Raw genomic sequence first — 20,132 nt, forward strand, 5'->3', positions numbered from 1 at the left:
TTACATCCCCTAGCCTAAAGGCATAGGGGTTTTACGCCCCCTCCTATAAAATAGAGCTAGAGCATTTCGCCCTAACTCCATTTGAATTAAACTGCACATTAAGGGAGTGCTCACCTGAATTAAAAACTCAATGTTCTTGAGTGATTTAATAATAGCATTCTTAATTGACTATAGTCAATGAGATTTCAGAAAAATGTTCCAAAAAATAAGAGTTAAGAAAATAGTTGATAAACTAAGGATCAAGGATAAATTCTTAGCTCAAACTTTCTTGTCCTTATCAAACACATAAAAGGACTCCATCTCTGAAGTCCTCGTCAATAAAACGACCATTTTAAATTCACTCTTTTTTATCTCTTATGTATTCGTACCATTGCATAAACGCAGCTTCATGCGGCATCGATTGAACACCATGGACACTTTTCCATTTATGTATCTCGATTGCAATATCCTTTAGCAATTGTTCGTCTTTAACCAATATCATTCTAGGTTAAATTGACGAACCAATTTCTCTTTCTCGCGCCTATTCCTCTGCCCTTGGCTACGCTTCTCTGTTACGTGTTGAACATGCATGACCTCAACGATAATACGATTCGCCTCTGCGAAACCTGTTTTATTATAACGCTCCTCAAGTCCTTTAATGGCACTTTTGCAACGATTGATCCGAGTTTCAGCATCCAATTGGCCTACATAATCTCTGAAGTCTTCAGCAATACCAATTAACTCTCGTGGAGAACAGTCCCTGAATGTTTTTATGGTTCGCCCAACACTAAACCTATAACTATTGAACTGAGCAAAAGTCACAAACCCATTTTTCTTTGCGATCATCGTCAACTCATCTAGTTGATCTTGAACATCAAAATATTCATCAATCAATTCTTCATACGTTTCCCAAGCCTCATCTGTACCCAATGACTTTGCATGAAGCAACGCCCCTTTATCAGTCCAAAGATAAAGTTTGCTCGTCTTTTTATCCACTCCCGAAATTCGGGATTGCATCAGAAAGTCTTTTAATTCTTGCCCTTTTAATTCAAAGTGGTGTTTTCCAGATGTATACCTTTCTTTATTCTCGTTGTAATTATTTGAAATTCTCTTGCTGGTCGCTCCGTATAAGGCAGCTAATTGTGCTGTCGTTAAAACAGGGACACCTTTGTACATAATTACTTCTAATTGATTTAATTTCATTAAAATCACCTTTACCTTTTAGTATTATTGTTTTTGGGCAAACAAAAAGAGCAGCCTAATAAGACCACTCTCCCTGTTTGCGTGTCGATTCACATCGAGACAATAACCGATAAAGGAGTAACCCTTTCGCCTTTAACTGGCGATTAATTGTATTAAGTTATATATATTAACTCCATGATGGAGATAATAAGCAGAGCATCAACAAAAGCTGACGCTCATCGGAGGAATCGTAACGTTTTTCCCATAAATTGCGGCGTTACTAGTATCAGCCTTATTCTAATGCCGACACATGGTCATCGATGCGGCAAAATGTACTCTTATCATTATAAAAAAATTTTGAGAATGCCAAAAAAGTCAAAGCAGCCGAAAATGCAATTTTGAGTTTAATCTGCCTCTCTCCTCATACTAGAAAATTCTAAAATTCGCAAAAAGTTCAGTTGTATCAAGGGTTTGAACTTATTTTCTAAACTTCTACTTTTTTATTTTTATCATGTTCTCTTTTCCATTGTTTTTTTAATTCTTTTTCTCTGTGATGCCAACATTCCAAACAATATAATTTCCTATTACTTTTCACTTGAATTAGTTTGCTACAAGTTTCACAATTTCCTATATTTTCACCTTTCCATCTCAAATAAGTAAGAACATAATCTCTAAAATCGTTAATACTAAAACTGATATCACTCGTATAATCAATAAAGCAAACTCTTTCGCTTGTATTGTCAACTTTCTTTGAACTCCTCAGAAGCCCCATGTCGTTCAAAATTCGCAGAACTGTTTGCTGTTCTCTAATTGACTTATAACCTTTTGTGATTAAAGCATCCTTAAGAATATCCTTAATCTTAATTCCAACCCAATTATCATTATTGGACTTGATTTTGTTGAGAATTTTGGCATAAACGAGATATACAAAAGCAATCTTTTCTATGTCATTGTCATTAATATCTTTTATACGCTGCAACTCGGTTTCTGTGATATCGACTTTATCAATATTAACCAACTCAACTCCGTACTTTTGCACATTCTTTATTGCATATTCGATTCTACTAATCCAATCTTTATGTATGTATTTCTTAACTCGTTCTCTGATATGCACTGCCAGCGTGTCTTTAACTTGCTGTTTATCCATTCCAAATAGGAAATAATGCTTAGTAAGCACTCGCAATACGATTCCATAATTCTTCTCGTCAAATTCTTTACTCTCAAGAGCTTTATGTATTAGTTCCTGTTCATTTAAAACTATTTTCAATATCGTATTCCCTCTCCTTTAAATATCATTAAACTGATTGTTGTTTCAGATCAACAAATATAAGAGCCAGAGCTGATTCTTCAAATCTCAAATCATATTTAAATCTCGTTTAGAGAACTAATCAGGCAATAAAAATCAGGGCTCATGAATATGAGGTAATTGTCCACGATAAATTTTACTTTCCCTTTAAATACCATTATCCCTAAATGTTAATTTCCCCTGATTCCCTTGATATTACTGAGCTTTGGGACACTGTAGCGGAAGCTGATTCTTATTACATTTTATTGCGTCCCCTTTAGAGACCGCTATCCACATATTCCTATTCAACCAAAAGGTCAATAATATCAAGGATTTGTAGGCACAAATTTGAATTGCAGCTTTACCATTTAGGATTTCATCATTTTAAGAGCTCTCGATAATATCCACACTTTTAGCACACTAAGCAATCAACTCTAATCTTCAGTTTTACTTGCTCAATATATTCTTTCCTTCCAAGAGTTTAATCGAGATTTCATCGGAGACATACTTTGTGATCGAGATATACAAGTTGGTTGCCAATTTTGATATGTCGCTACTCATATTCTCATCTAAATCATACTTATATCTTCTAACGAAAGCCTTGATTCTCCTGACCCTTGACTGTTCCTGGTTCGAGTCAAGATAGAGTGATTGTATGTATGCAATCCAATCTGATCCCTGCTTTGTAGCATTACACTCCTTACATGATGGAACTATGTTACCCCATGCATGAAGGCCACCTTGTTCTTTATTCATTGGAATAAGATGATCTTTATCCCATTGAACATCCATGATATTTTTTCTGCAATAACAACACTTGTCTTTGAAATATCTCCTAATTACATAGATATCCTTATTATCACTAAATGGCTTCATGCCTCTCTTTAGATCATATTCTTTTCCTAATTGGCGAAGCAGTCTCCTAACTGCTTGATTTGCTGCCTGTGCTGGTGATGACATGATATCCTCCTGCTTTATGAATGTTTGAACTTTGCGATCTGTTCGTCTATAAACCTGCTTGCCTCATGATCATAATAAATCTCATCACATTCATCACATTTCGTTGCCGGTATATTTTCGATTATGAGCTGCTTGCCATTTATATTTGTCTTTAAGGTATCGATTATATTGATTAGATTGCTGGATAGGCATTGAACACAAGTATCCATATGTATCGCTCCTTTGATTGATATCAATCCAACTTCGTATACCTTTATGCAAAGAGTTCATCTAAATAAGTTAAAATGCAACCCCCATTTCCTTCTCTCTCTTTTTCTGTTGAGTCTTCATATATAATTTCATATATTCATCTTCTTCTTCAAAGACATCGTATATGTCACTGTAGTCAGGTTCTGGAGCTGTATATACAGGTTCATCATCATCGGCATTATGCCAATTTATTTCTTCTCCCTCCTGTTTGTTGCTACTATTTTCATTCACCGATTCCTCTTCAGTAAGTCGTATATCAGTTTTGTATTCCTTTTCCCATTCATCAAAGTCATATTCACAGTCTGGATTGTCATTTAACCTTTCAATAATTAACTCGACTTTTTTAACAAAGGTAATAGCAACATTCTCATCTTTAGCTAATCTGAAAACGAAATAATCATGATAAGTAATCTCTTCGTAAATCCCAAACGAATCTCTTTTTCCCCAATTTGATTCCTTCAACGCTATCTTCAAATCTTTAACAGTAATATCATCACCATAATATTTGTTCTGAATGATTTCCGTATCTTTTCTGATCCTGGATTGCTTAACTTTCTTCTCATTAACGTGCTGGATATGTATTCTTTTCTTTTCTTCGGACATATTCTTATCCGAGAAATAAGTATTCACTTCTTGTTCTGGACTTCCATCAATGCGTTGACCACTGAAACGATATATCAACTTCCCATCCATTTCATTGATAATGTCCTGAATTGTTCTCGTTGCATAATGCTTAATACTGTTGAAGTATTCACATTTCGATGAGATTACTTCGAAACTCAATTTGCTTCCATCAGAAAACCGATTGATATCAGCATAAATATAAAATTTTAATTTCGCTTTATTTAAGTCTTCACGTAATAAGTTGTCTAATACAGAGTTATCTATTCCGCTATACCCTTTATCTAGATTTATAATCTTCCCAATGACAATCTTCGTATATTCCGTAAATTCATCAATATCACAATTGATATAACCTTTACATTGAAGAGAGACTAAAATATCTCTAACGTGTGACTTATTTTCGCTGTCATTTCCCTTTTTAAATTTTAAAACCTTACTCAATAAATCAATTGAAGTTATAAACTCATCATCTACATTGTGATACTTAAACAGAAAAGAAAATGTAATTGCCTCATCTGGTGATAATTTCTTATCACCTTCAAGCGTAAATGCATAGTGCGGAATTCTAATCATCATCTTATTGAATCTTCCTCTTTCATTTTTATATTTTGAATTTAAATATAGAATATTAATAATCAACAAAATATTCATTCATGTTCTAAGCTGCTCTTGTCTTTTGACCTTGATCTTTTCCTAAGCGAAGCGTCAATTTTTCTCGTCGCCACATTATAGTAATATAAATTATTTAAATACTTATAAAGATATTGTCTTGGCACCACAGCTACACTTTTGTAGTTAATCCCTGAACAACTACTATGAATCCATAGGAGATTATTTTTAATGTACTATGAATTAGTAGTACATTATTTGAAACAAAAACATCTACTATAAATATGTAGTGGATTATTTTTTGCTCATGACATTCATCAGAGACTTAACTTTGTCGCTATTATGGAATACGAAGACCTTTTTATTTGTATCAATTAAGTTCTGGTTGCATTGTAGAAACATGATTCCGTTAAACATAAGCCATCCAGCCATTCGAGGGCTATGTATTGTAATTGTCTTATTCAGTTTGCGTACCTCCATTATTATTTTTTGTTTTAAACAAGTCTCGTTAAAATAGTACTTTTATCGACCACAAAAAACTGTTGACTTTAAATAAGCAGATTCTTATAATAAAAGTAACTTCTCTCCTTCCCAACCGAAAATGAACTACAGTGTTTTGAGAAGAATTAGATGTATAACGATCACCACCTTTAAAATAAAATATGAAAATTAGATAGAGGAACTGAGACCCCATCTGATTCTAAATTACCAGCTTTGACAAATATATGTCAAGGTTATTTTTGATTTCTATATTTATCTATCCGATTGTATTTTGTTCCAACTTTTCTTGAATTAATAAATAAGTTTATGATAGAATTTATATGCACCATTCGACACATACTTATTTAGGGCTGCTGACTTTATGTTAGCAGCCTCTTTTTGCGCGGTGCAGTTGGGCTATATTCGTAATCTTCATTGTCGATCCGTGTAACATGAGGAAGCTTGCGAACGATTTGCTTCATAGAGGTTACGTTGATTCGTACACTTAGATGGTTGGCTGTATAAACGTATCGTTTATATTCGTTATAAGTTTTAATATGATCTATATTCACGTATAGTTCTTTATCTAACAGTTTAAAATTAGGTGGAAACTCAAGTTGTTCAAGTATCTCGCTCACTGGATGATACTTTATCTTAATCATTTCCCCAGTTACCAGCATGATTTCCCCAAATCCATTGATGTAAAATATGCGATATGCCTCAATTTTCGTTTGAAGTTTATTCACTCCTGTTGGAAATACTAAATAATTGGGATCAGCCTTAATCTTGGCCGATAGTTCCTCTTCGAGTTCAATCACCTGTTTGGTCGATAGTTCTTGAAGCAAGCTCCTGATTGCTGATAATATCATCAATATCCCTCCCTGTTGTGTAAAACTCGCCATTTTAACGAGAGTTCAGAATGACGGAGCGTATCTATAAGACACGCCCCCATTTGTTATGTAGGAATTACTTTGTTTCATCGAGAAATAGCCACAGTTTAGCAGGGATAATAGCAGATACTAAAGCAATAACAACAAGTGCAACAGTTGCGGAAATCTTCTTCATATAATAATCACCTCCCTCATAGGGTATACTCCCTTTTGTCTTGCTTGTGAGACATATAAATTATCGCTATAACCGATATAATGACGCATATGATTAGTCCTCTAAATAGTAAGACTGAGTTGCTGTTCATAAATGTGATGTAAGCTGATGAACAGACAACGAATAAGAATATCGCTATGGAAAGGAACTGTAAGTTATTAGCCTTCCTAAATGAGAAACCGAATCCACCAGCCGTATACTTGGTATATAAGGCCGTACTAGTGGTGATGAATCCGCATAAAGCTGTGAAAGCGTATGATTTGGCTGTGAATGGTTGTGATGCTTCCTGATATGTTAAGGCATCCAATTGTACCGCTAATTCAACCACTAGGAACTGGAATAACGCATATATAACCAAGCCGGAAATTGTGATGACCAAACAATATGCATATTTGTCCCGAAACAACTTACGAAATACGAACGGTAGGATGATCGCAACGAACAGTGGGATGGGAATATAGTTATATAGGTTTGTGATGACCAGAATGTATGATAGCAATGTGAAGCTGATGGTAAGATACGCTATCTCCTTTTTGTGGTACTCTGGGTAACATGTGTAGTACGAGAATATGATCAACAGTAGTCCCATGTATTCAAATAGACTAAAGAATGTATAAAGTATGAATTCAATAATCATGCCATTCACCGTTCCCATCTATCTTGATATAAAGGGGATACTGTCACATATCCCCTATGCCGATTAGCCTAAGATATCATCAACAAAGCTGTATAGCATTTTCCTGCCTTCTTCTACGTTCACGACATGGATTTTTGTCTCATCGTGAATCACAACAACTTTGCTTGGTAATGTGATCTTCCCAATAATCAATTCCTTATCACTGAGCCAATTAATAAGCCAATTTATTTCCTCTTGTGTTGTGATATAGCTATTGAACAATTGATCGAATGGATTCCTTATTGGTGTCGTTACCTGTAGAGCCTCAATCATGTAGTCGGCCTCTTCATCTGTGAATTCATAGTTAGTCGTATTCACTTTCTGTCTCTCCCTTGATGTAAGTTGGTGTTGCAACCTCGCCTCTCAATTAATGAGAAGCGAACGCTCAGAGCCTAATGCCTATTTATCCTCGCTCTGTCGAGTTATTCAGCAATTCTCCATTCCACTTTTGCTCCAGTAGATGTAAACCGTTTTTTCTTACCCTTGATATCCATCTTACCGTTTACCTTTTCCAATCCACTCAGAATCGAGTAAGCATGAATAAGTGCCTTATCAGATGTTTCTGCTCTAGCTGTGAACTCTAGCGGCAATTGAAGTGTTCCATTCGATACGATGATATCTTGATCAGCGATGAGGAAATGCGACTTGTTGCCAACAATTAGGTCTGCTTCAAGACGAAGAATATCAGAACCATCAATTTGCTGCTTGAATGGGATTGTGATGATACCCTTCACTGTAAAACGTTGAGCCTTAATTGCTGTTGTCATATGTAACCTCTCCTTTTTGACTTCTCATAATTTTATTTGACTTCTTGATATTATAATATTCGATTACCAAAACATTGTCAACATGTTTTCAAATATTTATTCGACTTCTCGAACACTATTGTCAGTAGTTGAAAATTTGTTTGAATTTCTGTATATTTTTAAGAAGAAGGAATAAAGGAGAGAATAGGAATGATTACATTTAAGCCACTTCAACACTTGCTTATAAATAGAGGACTCTCTAAAGGTGAATTTATAAAACTCGTTGATATTGCTCCTTCAACAGCATCTAAGATGTGGAAAGATGAATATATAGCAATGAAGATAATTGATGATATCTGTAATAAACTTGATTGTAAATTAACTGAAGTTATTGAACATATCCCAGAAAATAAACCTAACGAGGAACAGCATTAAGTGTGGTGACATATAAAAAGAGAGGGGGATTTCCCTCTCTTTTGGCTACAGACCACGCTTTACTATTACTAATGTGAATTTACAAAAAAGTCCTTAACTGCTTGAATCCCTTTTTTATGTTCTTCTGGATCTCCAGAAACATGCAATGTAATTTTAAATCCGTCCTTGTTCTTAGCAATAAAAATTGTCTTGGAGCCATCTTCATGTTCAGTATAATCGCAAAGCTCTCCTTCAAATAACGCCTTCATCTTGCCATCTCCTCGTTGTGTTTTAAAAAATAAAAAGTAAAAAATGTTATTATAAGCTATCTGAACTTTTGCTTAGAGTCACTAGAAATGAGTTTTGAACAAGCACTCCCCTTTCCCTCAGATTCTCTTTTAGCTTTTAATAAAATTTTCCAAAATTCTTTACAATTTTCAACGCTAGGAGTCCCAATTATAATCACTTTCGCACCTGAAGGCAGTATTTCAACAATTTGATCTTCTTCTTCTGGCTGCTCCCTATAAGGTGTAGGTACGCTCATTCTGTCATCCCCTCGTTGTAGTTTTAAAATATAAACTGTATACGCTAGTTATAAGATCTTCTTCGACATCTTGCATATCTCATCATTCGACAAATTTAAATCTTGAGATTTGAAATACTCTCCGATCAATAATTGAAGAAATCCTTCCCTAGCTTCCTTATCCTCTTCCTCATCCTCGGTGAATGTTAATTCTACCCACATCTTGTACTCTTGATTAAAACGCTTGAGACTAACTCTCCCATCATCATTAATAAATTGAATATATTTCTGCCCTCTTATCACGACTTCATGTTCTTCCTTCACGTTGTCATCTCCTCGATGTAGTTTAAAAATAAAAAATAAAAATTGCATCGTACTTTTTATACAACTTTTACCATTTAATTTCGCTCATATTGTATCATTGAGGATTCGACAAATGTAGCGGTAATATATGACAAGGGAACTATTACAGTGGTATAATATGGGTAATCAGATGGAAAGGGGGAAATTATGAATATCTTTGAGGGAATTGAAAGTGATATGTTTGAAGCCATGACTGGGATTGATTCGTCATACGTACAGCCAATCATTTTGGTATGCCTCGGAATTATTATTGTCATTGGTACAGTAGCCAGTCTATTGGGTGGGACTCCAAAGAAGAGAAGACGGAAAAAAGAGCAGTACATTGTATATCCTACAAGAGCAGAACGAAACTATTATAGGAACTACAAGAGATACAATAAACAAAATATGATGTATAGCCATAAGCCATATAAGCAATTTAATAAGTACCCTTATACCAAAAGACGTAAATTTCATTATTGAGTTTAAAAGGAAGGATTTCCCTCTTAAATGACGAATAATGTCATCAGGAGGCGATCATGTGAATCCAACCAGATATGATCTTAAGAACAACGCAGATTTCTTCTATGCGATATTCTGTGAAAAGCATGTCTATTATATATCCGAAAACAAAATTGGCTGCGGTCAGATTGATCTATTTACTGATGCGTATGTAATTATTGATGGTGAATCTTTCAATCGCGAAGCTTCTATTTTCTATGTTGATAATTAGAGGGAGGAAGAAATTTTAAATGGTGTCTTTAGACAAGAGATTTATATCGATCATTATTGCCTTAATAGTACTGTCGTTTCTTATTGAATCCATGTTTGCTGATCCGTCAAGGGAAAGTGTTATTGTCGCAGATATCGTAAAAGACATTTTAATGTTTTTAGTAAATGTTATTACAAAAGTGTTCGGTATAAATTAAAGGAGAGGCAAAAAGCCCCTCCTTTTTTCTAAATTGTTTTCCGTTGTGAACACTTTTCCCTTACTTCCTTAGAAAAAACCACGTTCCTTATTAACTAATCTTCTTGATTTTCTCTAAGTTTAGGCATTTTTATTTTAATATTAGAAAGTGTTTTTTTGAATTCAACTATACCTTTACTAATTTCTTCATGTGCTTTAAAATAGGCTTTCTTTTCATACCACTTTAATTTCCCCCCTGCTTCCAATCTTTTTTCTATCTCAATGTATTTACTTACATTCATTTTTTTCTTCACAATAATTTTATATAGAAATATAATATGATTCTGAACTTTCTTGAGAATTGAAGAAAATATACTTTGAACTTTTTTGAAAATTGAAGTTACTATCCACAGAACAAACGATGTAAGCAAAGACAAAAATATAACATCTATAGCCCTAACCTGTTCGTTAAATAGATAATCTTTAATCATAAAGAACACCTCTATAATCAATTCTCTTCTCATATCTTAATGTAATTATATCATAAAATTTGTAAGTGAACCCTGTAATTCGTTGATTGTCTTTTTATATTCATCGCCTGCAGCATATCGATCGTTTCGCCGCCCCGAACCTCGCCCACGATAATGCGGCTTGGCCGCATCCGAAGCGAAGCGCGAATCAAATCGCGAATCGTAATTTCCCCTTTGCCCTCCGTATTGGCGTTCCTGGTCTCCAGCGAAACGAGATTCGGTACGGTTCGAATTTGAAGCTCCGCCGAATCCTCGATCGTCACGATCCGTTCATCCGGCGATATATATTGGGAAAGCGCGTTAAGGAAAGTCGTCTTCCCCGTCCCCGTTCCCCCGCTTATAAAAACGTTATATTGCGCGGCGATCAGCTTCTTCAGCAAGCCTGCCGCTTCCGGGCTGATCGATCCGATCGCAACGAGCTGTTCCATCGTGAACGGTTTATCCGGGAACTTCCGGATCGTCATTGCCGGCCCTCGAAGCGCAATAGGAGGCAGTACGACATGAACGCGGGATCCGTCACGCAGCCGCGCGTCCACAATAGGCGACGACTCGTTGACGGCGCGGTTAACGCCGGAGACGATCGTTTGGATCAGATCCTCCAGCCGCTCCCTGCTTTCAAAGGCAACGGGCAGCCTTAACATCTTTCCTTCCCGCTCGATAAAAATCTCCTCATGATGGTTAATCATGATTTCCGTCACCGAAGGGTCGTCCATTAACGGCTGCAAAATGTCCAATCCTCGAAACGAATGATACAGCCTCCGGACCAGCTTCCCTTTCTCCACGGCGGTCATCGGGCTGGAGGAGGACCAGTCGAACACCGTCCGCTCCACGAGCTGCATCAGACTGTCGTCATCCAGCGTTCCGGTGAAATCGATCTGCTGCCGGATCCGCTCCCGCAGCCGATGAACCGTCTCATCCGACCATTCCGCTCCGTTCAAGCAGCGCACCTTCCTTCGACCAAGCCATATACAGCCTGTCTACAGCTGCCCGATACATCGGGCTGTCCGTCGCCGCCGAAGCAATCGCATGACGCCATTTCGGCACGTCCGGCAGCATAAAAGCCGCTTGAGCCGGTTTCGCCTGGCAATCATGCTGTTGTCCCGCGCAGCCGCCCGCCACGACATCCAGCCGGCGCTTCGCCGCTTCGTAACGTTCGGGCCAGCGCTTCTCCGCGTACCGGAGCGCAAGCCCGCTCTTGTGCCGGGCGACGGGATCGTCGGTCACAAGCCATGCAATGCGGTCGCTCAGCTCCATGAGCCCCAGCTGCAGCTCGTCCATGCCGCCGCTCGCCTCGACGACGATATAATCGTATCCCGCCTTCTTAACCTCCTCGATGACCGCGGCGGCATCGGATGCCGCAAGAGACAATCGGTCTTCCGGATTCGAGCAGGGACGGACGTAGCCGGCTTTCCAATACGGATGCCGGAGCGCGTGCTTTGCCAGCCATTCCGCGCCTTTGCCCGGCCTCGACTGCACGCAATACAGCAGCTCGGACAAACCCTCTCCGGTATCGTCCACGCCGGCCGGAAACGTTCCGAGTTGGACGTCGGAACCGTTCCATAACTCGAGATTCAAGTAGAACGGCCTTCGGTTGCGCGCGGCGGCCGCCTGCGCCAAATGGAGCGCAAGCGTCGTTTTGCCCGCCCTTCCGACGGGTGAAGCGATGACGGCCACGAACGATTTTCCGTCGGTACTCGCGGCCCCTGCCCCGTAAGACGCTATCGCAGCAGCAAAGCCGTTCAACAGCTCCGGAACCGGCTGATACTGCAGAAGCTCTCCATAACCGGTACGCGTTGCACCCAGCACGCCGACCAGAAGGACGACGGGCACTCCGCCGGGAAGCATCTCCTTTATCTCCTCCAGCATCGAAGGCTGAATCGCCACGAGATCAACGGGATAACCTCCTTGCAGATGGCGAACGAACGCATCGGTTTGCGTAAACGCGGCAAGCTGCCACTGCTCGCCGAACGAGCTCGTTCTGACGTAGTCTGCCAGTCTCCTCGCATACTCCTCTTCTTTCACGACAACCGCTATTTGAACCCGCAAATCTCCCAGTCACCTCCTTCACTCGCACAACGCAAAGAAAAAAGCACCGTTAAGGGGCAGCTGGCGCTGCCATTCCTTAACGGTGCTTCCGTTCGCGTTATATGTGAGACCAATTTACCATAGACTGGACATAAGAGTCAAGGGCGGAATCGGTTGTTATTTAATGATTTGGAAAAAAAGGGAGCTCTCCGGCAATATCGAAATAATAAATATAACCTGTCCTCAAGACGGATAGGCATCGGTAAGGAGGGAAATCGTGATTAGAAATCGTATTTTCATTGGTTTGTCTTGCCTGGCCCTGCTAACGCTAACCGCTTGCTCGCAGCAACAGGATCAGCCTCTCGCTCCATACGTTCCAACCCCGGATAATTCGGTTATAAAACCGTCAACGGTCTCCTCCGGCAATCGCCCGGACACTTCTGCTTCGACAGCTTCCGTATCTAAAGACGTAACCGCAAAAGTCGAGTATGTAGGAAACCCGTTCTCCGACAAACCCGCCTATGCCAGAAACGTATGGGACATGCAGTTATTTGACAATAAAATCTATATCGGACACGGCAATAGCAGCAATAGCGAACCGGCGCCCAATGCCGGACCGATCCCGATCGTTTATTACGATCTGGACACTCGCAAATTCGTCAAGCCAAAAGTCACGACTTATAACAATGCGAAACAAAGCAAAAAAATCATGAAGCAAGCTGCCGACGAAGAACAAATCGATCTTTATAAAGTATTAAACGGCTCGATCTATATCCCCGGACATGATGCCAGCGGAGAAAACTGGGATTTCGGAAATTTCTATAAGCTCGAAAAAGACGGATGGAAAAAGTACCGCAATATCCCAAACGCGATCCACGTTTACGATATGGCGTATTACCAAGGGAAACTGTTCGCTGCCATTAGTTCGGACGGGGCCGAAGTATTGAGGTCGGATGATGGAGGAAAGTCGTGGAAAAGCATCGGATATACTTCCGAGGGTGCCCGTGCTTATACGTTTTTTACATTACAGAATAAGCTCTATGCAGCGGGAATGTTTTATTTAGACAATAAGAACACGCGCCAGACTTCCCTTCTCACTGTCAACGAACGGCTTGAAGTCACAAGCACGAAAGTCGACACGGCTGCATGGTTACCGGGGGCCAAAACAAGCGACCCTGCGGGTTATCTTAAAATGTACCGTCCTGCCGAGTGGAACGGCAAGCTTCTATATATTTTCGGCGAGGTCGATAATGACCACCAGACGAAACCGCAATCGCTTGTGCTTGCCTCCAGTATTAAAGATACGAAAACCGTTTCACTTCCGAATAAAAATGCCGTTCCTTATGACATATTGATTCGCGGTCAAACCGCATATGTTCTCGCAGCAGCGAAGCTGGACAACGGACAATATATGAATTGGGTTTACTACTCCAAAGACGGCGTTCGTTGGTCGGAGAATTTTCGGTTCAAACAAGACACTTTCGCAAGGTCCTTTGAGGAAGTGAAAGGGGATTTTTATTTCGGACTGGGAGGTGACGGGGATATGCAGTGTACGACAAAAGGCAATTCGACCTGGTGTACGTCGAGCGAACCGGATTCGGCTACCGGAACGATTCTGAAGGTCGAGCAATCCGCTTATCGAAAGAAATAAAAAAACCGAGGGGATCTGCTTCAGCAGTTCCCCTCCGGCTCCCAACCAATAAGTACTAATGATCATTAGGACGGATCTTTGATGTCGATGTCAACCAACACGCCGTTAACGTAAGTGTAGTCGACAACTGTCAAACCTTTTCCAGCCATCGTTTCGCTCACTTGCAAAACTTCCAGCTCAGGCGTTTGCCATTGTTTTTTCATTGTATTCACCTCCTTTCAAGCAAACCGGTTTCACTCAGCCTAATCCCCGAATAAACCGCCCGGCTATCAAGCTTCGCATAATGAAGATGCTATTCGGATCCGATGCCTGTTCAGAGGTTAAAGCGAATCCCGTCTTCTCCACGGCGCGTTGCACCTGATCTGCATTCACATAACTGCGGAACCGTTCGTCTCTGCATAATTCCCGTACTTCCTTAATGATATCCGGCCATACGGACGCGACCCGGTAAGCCCAATCGATCCCTTGTATTCCTCTGCTGCTCTGATTTAAACGAACCTTATCCGGCAAAATATGCTCCGTCGCTCTTCGTATAAGGGAACGGCCGTAACCGTTCCGAACGTATTGGTCGAATGGAATGGAGAGACAGAAGCGAACGAGACGCGGATCGCTCGTCGGATCTCTTTCCCATACTTTGAACCGGTAAGAGTTTTTAGCGGCAAGCGTGCCCTGCAGGTTAAAAATCGCCAAGTTGCTGAAATAGTCCTGTCTCTCCGTCAATACAGTCGCTGTTGATGGACGGAGACCGACATCGTGGGCCGCAAGCTTCTCGAACACAGCTGTTTTTGCCGCAAAATCCGGCGAAATAAGACTGTCGACATGCGGCACAAACGGCGTTTTCATCCGTTCCGGAAAAGCTTGCTTCCGAATAGCCTGAACGACCCGCTTCCGGCCTACTCTGCGCGCTTCGCCGAATTTGGACACTTCCTTAAATAAATGCACCCATTTTAGCCGTTTCAAATAAACGGCGTACAATTCGATTGCGGATCCCCACGATATTGAAAAATTCCCTCTTGCTCCCGTAAGCAGTATGCCGACATCGTCAGCTGCCGCTTGTTGATAAATGCTCTTGATCCAATAGGAGTTTTCAAAATTTTTATAAGGGGTTTCGAGCATGCCCAACAAATCTTCGATTTCGGTATATGGATTGATGCCGGGAAGCTCCAAGTAATTGGGAGTTATGTTTTGAACATAATCGACAACCGACTGAATATACGGTCTTTCATCCGCAAACGCGGTATCCGGCGTCCAATCCTCAAATCCGTGTGCCGGCACGTGGCTGTACGCGTTAAGGGTTTTCCCTTCCTTCTCCAGCATGTTTGCCGCAAAGCCCGCGACCGATCCGGAGTCCAATCCTCCGCTTAATGTAACTCCTACCTTCTTAAACGTGCGGCACCGGCTTCGAATGCTTTCCCGAAATAATTCCTGAAAAGCTTCGACGTAATCGTCATCATTCCGATACGTTATGGAGCCCTCGGGAACTAAACTCCCATATCTTTGGATATTGAGATTACCGTTCGAATATGTAAAGGAATGGGCTGGCGGCAATTGATAGATGTCTTTATAAAGCGTCGACCGAATATCGACGGCGTCAAGCACTGAAGGAATGGCCAGAAACTCCGACAATCGTTCTTCGTTTATCGATCTATGAACCGAAGACAATGCAAATATCGGATGAATAACGCTGCTGAATATAAAGCCTCGCCGATCGCAGCAATAGTATAAGGTACGGCTTCCCAGCAAATCTCTTGCCCCATAGAGCAGCTTATTGCGGTCGTCCCATATGACAAAGGCAAAATCCCCGATTAAATGTTTCGCTGCCTCGACTCCCCATTTTTCATAAGCCCGAAGGATTAATTCCGCATCGCTTATCTCATTCTGCTGGAGATATAAGCCTAAGTGACGGAACAATTCCTTTCGATTATCGAGAATGGCATCGGCTGCAATAACCAGTCCCGCATTCGGATCATGCAAAGGAAGACGTTCATTGACGGATTCCGGGGTAATCCATTGATTCTGGCACATCATCGCCGCAGCTTCCTGCTGCCATATCGAGAAACCGTCGCCGGGATAACGGCAAAGCTCATTGCTGAATTCGGCCAATTCCGTGCCTATCGATTCAATCGATTCCATAGCTGCAATTCCGCCAATAACGCTCATCGTTTCACCTACCAATGATACATTTCGTATCAATTATAGCATACGTTTTACTTTTTTCAACAATTAATTATTATTTTGCCGTCTGATAATTGAGCAGCGTTCTAAACGTTCCTTTTGCATCCTGCGAAAGCTGCTGATAACCGCCTTGCTGAATAACCTCGCCATGGTCCATCACGATAACCTGATCCGCATTCCGAATCGTCGATAATCGGTGAGCAATAACGATAATCGTCATGCTGCCTTTAAGCCGCTCCAGCGCCTGTTGAATAAGCAGCTCGTTTTCGCTGTCCAATGCGCTCGTCGCTTCATCGAGCACAAGAATAGACGGCTGCTTCAATATTGCCCTTGCCAACACAATTCGTTGTCTTTCTCCCCCGGACAAACGGACCCCTCTGTCGCCAATAACCGTATCAAGGCCATGCGGGAGCCTTCTGACGAATTCTTCGGATGCCGAAAACCGCAGCGCTTTCCATAACGCCTCGTCGTCCGCATTCGGATCTACGAGTTTCAAATTGTACCGTATACTCTCGTTAAACAAGAAAGGATCTTGGGCCACATAACCAATCGTGTTGCGGAACGATATCAATCGCTTGTCATCCATGAGGGATACTCCGTCCACCAATACCTGGCCTTTTTCGGGATGAATTAAACCCATAAGCATATCAACCAGCGTGCTTTTGCCTGCGCCCGATTTTCCTACAATCGCGGTCATGCTGTTGGCTGGAATCGTGACATTCACGTTTCTCAGCGCATAAATAGGCTGGTTTCGGTCGTACCGGTATTGGACGTTCAAGCATTCTATACCTTGCCTCATATGGGTTAAAGGTTGTTCCGGTCTGCCGATTCGCACTTCCGGCTCCGCTTCTTCCCTGCATTCATCCAACAGACTTCGAAGGATACGGAAAGCGGGCAAATTCGACACCAGCTGCTCCATATTGGTTTGAATCGAAATAAACCTGGGCCACAGCTTCGTAAAGATAAGAACAACAAGAATCAATTGCTCAGCCGGCGTTCGGAACACTTCCAATGCCAAGTACACGAATCCGGCTATCAAGATGACGGATGATAAACGATAAATAAACTGGGATAACGAGTTTAACCGTACAAACCTTACGACGTTCGCTTCCAAATCTTTGCTAATGGAAGAAAACCACTGAATGTGGGTATGTTCCATCCGGTTGCTTTTAATATCTTTGATCCCGTTAAAATGATCGGTAATTCCCGCAAAATAATGCTGCGAAAGCTCGGAAGTTTGATCCCCCAAATGTTTGGCCTTTTTCACAAACCTCCGCGAAAAAAAAGCGATAATGCCGCCGGAAACAAGGACCACGGCTGTCAATAAAGGCGATAACCAGAAAGCCAAGCCGATCTGTATTGCCGTGAATATAAAGGAGGTTATCATCTGGAGAAACATGGATGACCCGACACCGACTCTTCCAAGCTCATTTACCAGAACATGATTGAAATCCGATTTCCTTTTACGCAGAAAAAACTCCCACTTGGCTACAATCAAACCGTTATAAATATCATTGCGAAGCATGTGAATGAAGGATTGCAAAATCTTTGAATTGTTTACATTTTGGCTTCGTTGAAGAAAAGCTTGCCCGCCTACAATCAGAATATAAATGCCAAGTACGGTAGGCAGGTTCAAGGCTAGATTAAGAGATTCCAAGTAGTCAAAAGCCGAAGAGAGCAAAGGAATTTCTCCCATACTCATATCCAATACGCCAATAACGCTTAATAAAGGAACAATCATGTATATGCTGATGCCGTCCAGGAAACTGATCGAGAAGGCAAGAAGCATATTCAAATATAAAGCGATCCCCGAGTTCCGTTGCATCTTGCCGATAAAATAAAATAAATCCTTCATCCTTCCAAACCCCGCTCCGGTGTACGGTTCGCAGCCCGCCTGCTCGCTTGGTTTCCGAAAATCCCAACAACAACAAACCGCTCCAAACCTTCATTTCCGGTAACCAAAAAGTTACCGCTGCGAAGCCAAGCATGCGCGATCATTTTGCCGTTCTCATCTCTTCCGCTGCCGAGATATAACGTGGAAGATACCCCTCTTTTCTCCAACATCCTCATTGCGGCAATCGCCCTCACCAGGCATTGGCTCTCCCAAGGCGTAAGCTTGCTCATGGCGTGAATGGCTTTGGAAACTTTCCGTACCAGTTGATCCTGTTCAGGGTCGCTTTGATGAGAAGTTTCAAGCATTTTATCGCCTAGCATCGGGGCAACCTTGGCAAACGGAAGCAGCTTCAATATTCTGGCCCAGCCCAATAAACAATACGCTTCTAAAAACATCCACTTCAGTTCGGCCGGGTAACGGTAAAATCTTTGAAATTTACGAAGCCATTTCATGCTGTCTTGCTTGCTTGAACAAGCCCTTCACCCGCTAATTGGTGAAGAAACGCGAATACTTGCCGGGTGCATGTTTCCTGATCGATCTCGTATTCTTCCAGCAGTTGCTTCACCACATCACGAATAGTGACCGGAGTATTTATAAGCTCCCAAATTCTGCCGCCGATTTGGCCCAAATTATAGTATTTGCCGTTTTCGATGCTAAGCATCACCTTCTCGCCGTTCATATCGCTGACGAGATATCCTTCGGATTGGACGACTACGGCGTTCAGATCGGAAAACACCTCATTGCTCATGAGGAACAGCCTCCTTTGAATGAATAACACGAAGCATGCAATCAACAAGCTCGTATCCCGAAAAACCTTGCGGCGGTCTTGAAAGCTGGTAAACCGGCAATCGGGATGCAAGAGCAGCTGCCGTTTGAAAATGCCATTGATGAAGCTTCATCGAGTATAAAAGATAGTTTCGGTACGTATGCATCCGAAGCTTATGCAAGCTCTCCATCTGCGTGAAGGGCTTTATCGCAGTCGCGGTTCCCTCTTCCGATTTGATCAGTTCGAATACTCCGCCTAAAGGCAACGGCTTCCGATAGAAACCCGTCGAGAGAGGTACGGCGTACTTATCAACCCGATCGTAGATGGATTCGTAACCCGATGCAGCTAAGCCTAAATACTCCAAACTTTCATTCCATAGCTTTTGCTGAGGATAGGAAGGATACACGAGCGGGACAGAATCAACACCTTCTGTAAACCGAACCGCAATAACGTCGTCGGTTACGATCTCGTAACCCGATTGGGCGAAAGTAGCCGCAAGAGTCGACTTCCCCGCTCCCGATTCGCCTACAATCGCATAAGCCCGATCGCGAATAACAACTGCGCTTCCATGAAGCGGAAGCATTCCCCGCTGCACAAGCAGCACGCCCATGCAAGTTCCGAGAAGATAAAGGCGGATCTTCGATTCATCCGCATTCTTGAAGGGATGCACCGTTATCCTTTTCCCGTTGGAAATACTATAAACCGCCGTGTCCGGAATATAGAAATGGAAGGTTCCCTCCTCGAAAAGAGTCGAATAACTGTCCATATGCTTGAGTAGCGGAGATGCCCCTTCATAATCCAATTCTATGAACACATCAACTTCTCCGTTTTCCATTCCATTATTGGACTCCGGGAGGGGGATTTGGCTGACGATATTTATTCCAAATAGCCTATAGCGGTATGCAGGAGAGAAGATGGTATTCACCTCATTTGATCATTGATACATTATGTAACAATAATATCATATATGTTACTAAATGTATACAACAAATTCAATACCATCTCTTAAAC

At 41.4% G+C, this 20,132-nt stretch carries 23 protein-coding genes and 1 pseudogene; 3 read left to right on the forward strand and 21 right to left on the reverse strand.

What is annotated here, in order from left to right; all coding sequences use genetic code 11:
* Positions 1 to 477: 477 nt before the first annotated feature.
* The 9 genes from ACFSW5_RS22630 to ACFSW5_RS22670 form a co-directional block, all read right to left on the reverse strand.
* Complete coding sequence (locus tag ACFSW5_RS22630; RefSeq protein WP_379278384.1) at positions 478 to 1,182, reverse strand: ORF6N domain-containing protein; 705 nt, start codon at positions 1,180 to 1,182, stop codon at positions 478 to 480.
* A 463-nt stretch (positions 1,183 to 1,645) separates the two neighbouring features.
* Entirely contained in the window at positions 1,646 to 2,428 is a 783-nt protein-coding gene (locus ACFSW5_RS22635) for a hypothetical protein (RefSeq protein WP_379278386.1), read from the reverse strand.
* A 465-nt stretch (positions 2,429 to 2,893) separates the two neighbouring features.
* Positions 2,894 to 3,406: an HNH endonuclease gene (locus ACFSW5_RS22640; RefSeq protein WP_379278389.1), complete on the reverse strand. Its 513-nt coding sequence runs from the start codon at positions 3,404 to 3,406 to the stop codon at positions 2,894 to 2,896.
* Between the two features lie 14 nt (positions 3,407 to 3,420).
* Positions 3,421 to 3,615 (reverse strand): YgiT-type zinc finger protein, encoded by a 195-nt coding sequence (locus ACFSW5_RS22645; RefSeq protein WP_379278392.1) that lies wholly within the window; start codon positions 3,613 to 3,615, stop codon positions 3,421 to 3,423.
* A 70-nt stretch (positions 3,616 to 3,685) separates the two neighbouring features.
* The gene (locus ACFSW5_RS22650) at positions 3,686 to 4,855 is read right to left on the reverse strand and encodes a hypothetical protein (RefSeq protein ID WP_379278394.1); all 1,170 of its coding nucleotides are present in this window, start codon (positions 4,853 to 4,855) and stop codon (positions 3,686 to 3,688) included.
* A 327-nt stretch (positions 4,856 to 5,182) separates the two neighbouring features.
* Positions 5,183 to 5,368, reverse strand: a complete 186-nt coding sequence (locus ACFSW5_RS22655) for a DUF5659 domain-containing protein (RefSeq protein ID WP_379278396.1) — start codon at positions 5,366 to 5,368, stop codon at positions 5,183 to 5,185.
* A 380-nt stretch (positions 5,369 to 5,748) separates the two neighbouring features.
* On the reverse strand, positions 5,749 to 6,237 hold the full coding sequence (locus ACFSW5_RS22660) for a hypothetical protein (protein WP_379278398.1): 489 nt from the start codon (positions 6,235 to 6,237) through the stop codon (positions 5,749 to 5,751).
* 935 nt (positions 6,238 to 7,172) lie between these two features.
* Positions 7,173 to 7,466, reverse strand: a complete 294-nt coding sequence (locus ACFSW5_RS22665; RefSeq protein WP_379278401.1) for a hypothetical protein — start codon at positions 7,464 to 7,466, stop codon at positions 7,173 to 7,175.
* Between the two features lie 104 nt (positions 7,467 to 7,570).
* Positions 7,571 to 7,915, reverse strand: a complete 345-nt coding sequence (locus ACFSW5_RS22670) for a hypothetical protein (RefSeq protein WP_379278403.1) — start codon at positions 7,913 to 7,915, stop codon at positions 7,571 to 7,573.
* A gap of 189 nt (positions 7,916 to 8,104) precedes the next feature.
* Between ACFSW5_RS22670 and ACFSW5_RS22675 the strand changes: the two genes are divergently transcribed.
* Positions 8,105 to 8,329 carry a helix-turn-helix domain-containing protein gene (locus ACFSW5_RS22675; protein WP_379278405.1) on the forward strand — a complete coding sequence of 75 codons (225 nt, stop codon included), beginning with the start codon at positions 8,105 to 8,107 and terminating at the stop codon, positions 8,327 to 8,329.
* 68 nt (positions 8,330 to 8,397) lie between these two features.
* Here ACFSW5_RS22675 and ACFSW5_RS22680 read toward each other — a convergent pair whose 3' ends face one another.
* From ACFSW5_RS22680 to ACFSW5_RS22690, 3 genes are read right to left on the reverse strand one after another with little or no spacing between them, the layout of a single operon-like run.
* Positions 8,398 to 8,577, reverse strand: a complete 180-nt coding sequence (locus tag ACFSW5_RS22680; RefSeq protein WP_379278407.1) for a hypothetical protein — start codon at positions 8,575 to 8,577, stop codon at positions 8,398 to 8,400.
* A 56-nt stretch (positions 8,578 to 8,633) separates the two neighbouring features.
* Complete coding sequence (locus ACFSW5_RS22685; protein ID WP_379278410.1) at positions 8,634 to 8,852, reverse strand: hypothetical protein; 219 nt, start codon at positions 8,850 to 8,852, stop codon at positions 8,634 to 8,636.
* Positions 8,853 to 8,900: 48 nt separating this feature from the next.
* A complete protein-coding gene (locus ACFSW5_RS22690; protein ID WP_379278412.1) occupies positions 8,901 to 9,155 on the reverse strand; it encodes a hypothetical protein in 255 nt (84 codons plus the stop codon).
* A gap of 559 nt (positions 9,156 to 9,714) precedes the next feature.
* On the opposite strand from ACFSW5_RS22690, the gene ACFSW5_RS22695 reads away from it, so the two are divergent.
* The gene (locus tag ACFSW5_RS22695; RefSeq protein ID WP_379278414.1) at positions 9,715 to 9,906 is read left to right on the forward strand and encodes a hypothetical protein; all 192 of its coding nucleotides are present in this window, start codon (positions 9,715 to 9,717) and stop codon (positions 9,904 to 9,906) included.
* 290 nt (positions 9,907 to 10,196) lie between these two features.
* On the opposite strand, the gene ACFSW5_RS22700 is transcribed toward ACFSW5_RS22695, so the two are convergent.
* From ACFSW5_RS22700 to ACFSW5_RS22710, 3 genes and pseudogenes are all read right to left on the reverse strand, one after another.
* Positions 10,197 to 10,571: a hypothetical protein gene (locus tag ACFSW5_RS22700; RefSeq protein WP_379278416.1), complete on the reverse strand. Its 375-nt coding sequence runs from the start codon at positions 10,569 to 10,571 to the stop codon at positions 10,197 to 10,199.
* A 98-nt stretch (positions 10,572 to 10,669) separates the two neighbouring features.
* Positions 10,670 to 11,509 (reverse strand): annotated as a pseudogene (locus ACFSW5_RS22705) (CpaF family protein); the annotation flags it as partial.
* A gap of 13 nt (positions 11,510 to 11,522) precedes the next feature.
* On the reverse strand, positions 11,523 to 12,656 hold the full coding sequence (locus tag ACFSW5_RS22710) for a hypothetical protein (protein ID WP_379278418.1): 1,134 nt from the start codon (positions 12,654 to 12,656) through the stop codon (positions 11,523 to 11,525).
* A gap of 520 nt (positions 12,657 to 13,176) precedes the next feature.
* Here ACFSW5_RS22710 and ACFSW5_RS22715 point away from each other — a divergent pair.
* Positions 13,177 to 14,286, forward strand: a complete 1,110-nt coding sequence (locus ACFSW5_RS22715; protein WP_379278420.1) for a hypothetical protein — start codon at positions 13,177 to 13,179, stop codon at positions 14,284 to 14,286.
* 65 nt (positions 14,287 to 14,351) lie between these two features.
* Here ACFSW5_RS22715 and ACFSW5_RS22720 read toward each other — a convergent pair whose 3' ends face one another.
* From ACFSW5_RS22720 to ACFSW5_RS22745, 6 genes are all read right to left on the reverse strand, one after another.
* Positions 14,352 to 14,489 (reverse strand): paeninodin family lasso peptide, encoded by a 138-nt coding sequence (locus ACFSW5_RS22720; protein WP_379278424.1) that lies wholly within the window; start codon positions 14,487 to 14,489, stop codon positions 14,352 to 14,354.
* A 34-nt stretch (positions 14,490 to 14,523) separates the two neighbouring features.
* A complete protein-coding gene (locus ACFSW5_RS22725; protein WP_379278426.1) occupies positions 14,524 to 16,419 on the reverse strand; it encodes an asparagine synthase-related protein in 1,896 nt (631 codons plus the stop codon).
* Between the two features lie 97 nt (positions 16,420 to 16,516).
* Positions 16,517 to 18,316 carry an ABC transporter ATP-binding protein gene (locus tag ACFSW5_RS22730; protein WP_379278429.1) on the reverse strand — a complete coding sequence of 600 codons (1,800 nt, stop codon included), beginning with the start codon at positions 18,314 to 18,316 and terminating at the stop codon, positions 16,517 to 16,519.
* Complete coding sequence (locus ACFSW5_RS22735) at positions 18,313 to 18,807, reverse strand: lasso peptide biosynthesis B2 protein (RefSeq protein WP_379278431.1); 495 nt, start codon at positions 18,805 to 18,807, stop codon at positions 18,313 to 18,315. The genes ACFSW5_RS22730 and ACFSW5_RS22735 overlap by 4 nt, the downstream gene beginning before the upstream one ends.
* Positions 18,804 to 19,103, reverse strand: coding sequence for a lasso peptide biosynthesis PqqD family chaperone (locus ACFSW5_RS22740; protein WP_379278433.1), 300 nt, complete (start codon positions 19,101 to 19,103; stop codon positions 18,804 to 18,806). The genes ACFSW5_RS22735 and ACFSW5_RS22740 overlap by 4 nt, the downstream gene beginning before the upstream one ends.
* Positions 19,093 to 19,956, reverse strand: coding sequence for an aldolase (locus ACFSW5_RS22745; protein ID WP_379278435.1), 864 nt, complete (start codon positions 19,954 to 19,956; stop codon positions 19,093 to 19,095). The genes ACFSW5_RS22740 and ACFSW5_RS22745 overlap by 11 nt, the downstream gene beginning before the upstream one ends.
* Positions 19,957 to 20,132 lie beyond the last annotated feature (176 nt).

This window comes from Paenibacillus thailandensis (assembly GCF_042685365.1).
Taxonomy (GTDB): Bacteria; Bacillota; Bacilli; order Paenibacillales; family Paenibacillaceae; genus Paenibacillus_AP; species Paenibacillus_AP thailandensis.

Coding starts and splice junctions, on each gene's coding strand:
- ACFSW5_RS22735 (WP_379278431.1), bottom strand. CDS start 18,807: ATGAAATGGCTTCGTAAATTTCAAAGATTTTACCGTTACCCGGCCGAA.
- ACFSW5_RS22660 (WP_379278398.1), bottom strand. CDS start 6,237: ATGATATTATCAGCAATCAGGAGCTTGCTTCAAGAACTATCGACCAAA.
- ACFSW5_RS22725 (WP_379278426.1), bottom strand. CDS start 16,419: ATGGAATCGATTGAATCGATAGGCACGGAATTGGCCGAATTCAGCAAT.
- ACFSW5_RS22650 (WP_379278394.1), bottom strand. CDS start 4,855: ATGATGATTAGAATTCCGCACTATGCATTTACGCTTGAAGGTGATAAG.
- ACFSW5_RS22730 (WP_379278429.1), bottom strand. CDS start 18,316: ATGAAGGATTTATTTTATTTTATCGGCAAGATGCAACGGAACTCGGGG.
- ACFSW5_RS22675 (WP_379278405.1), top strand. CDS start 8,105: ATGATTACATTTAAGCCACTTCAACACTTGCTTATAAATAGAGGACTC.
- ACFSW5_RS22630 (WP_379278384.1), bottom strand. CDS start 1,182: ATGAAATTAAATCAATTAGAAGTAATTATGTACAAAGGTGTCCCTGTT.
- ACFSW5_RS22670 (WP_379278403.1), bottom strand. CDS start 7,915: ATGACAACAGCAATTAAGGCTCAACGTTTTACAGTGAAGGGTATCATC.
- ACFSW5_RS22680 (WP_379278407.1), bottom strand. CDS start 8,577: ATGAAGGCGTTATTTGAAGGAGAGCTTTGCGATTATACTGAACATGAA.
- ACFSW5_RS22715 (WP_379278420.1), top strand. CDS start 13,177: ATGCAGTTATTTGACAATAAAATCTATATCGGACACGGCAATAGCAGC.
- ACFSW5_RS22655 (WP_379278396.1), bottom strand. CDS start 5,368: ATGGAGGTACGCAAACTGAATAAGACAATTACAATACATAGCCCTCGA.
- ACFSW5_RS22745 (WP_379278435.1), bottom strand. CDS start 19,956: ATGGAAAACGGAGAAGTTGATGTGTTCATAGAATTGGATTATGAAGGG.
- ACFSW5_RS22685 (WP_379278410.1), bottom strand. CDS start 8,852: ATGAGCGTACCTACACCTTATAGGGAGCAGCCAGAAGAAGAAGATCAA.
- ACFSW5_RS22640 (WP_379278389.1), bottom strand. CDS start 3,406: ATGTCATCACCAGCACAGGCAGCAAATCAAGCAGTTAGGAGACTGCTT.
- ACFSW5_RS22720 (WP_379278424.1), bottom strand. CDS start 14,489: ATGAAAAAACAATGGCAAACGCCTGAGCTGGAAGTTTTGCAAGTGAGC.
- ACFSW5_RS22700 (WP_379278416.1), bottom strand. CDS start 10,571: ATGATTAAAGATTATCTATTTAACGAACAGGTTAGGGCTATAGATGTT.
- ACFSW5_RS22645 (WP_379278392.1), bottom strand. CDS start 3,615: ATGGATACTTGTGTTCAATGCCTATCCAGCAATCTAATCAATATAATC.
- ACFSW5_RS22740 (WP_379278433.1), bottom strand. CDS start 19,103: ATGAGCAATGAGGTGTTTTCCGATCTGAACGCCGTAGTCGTCCAATCC.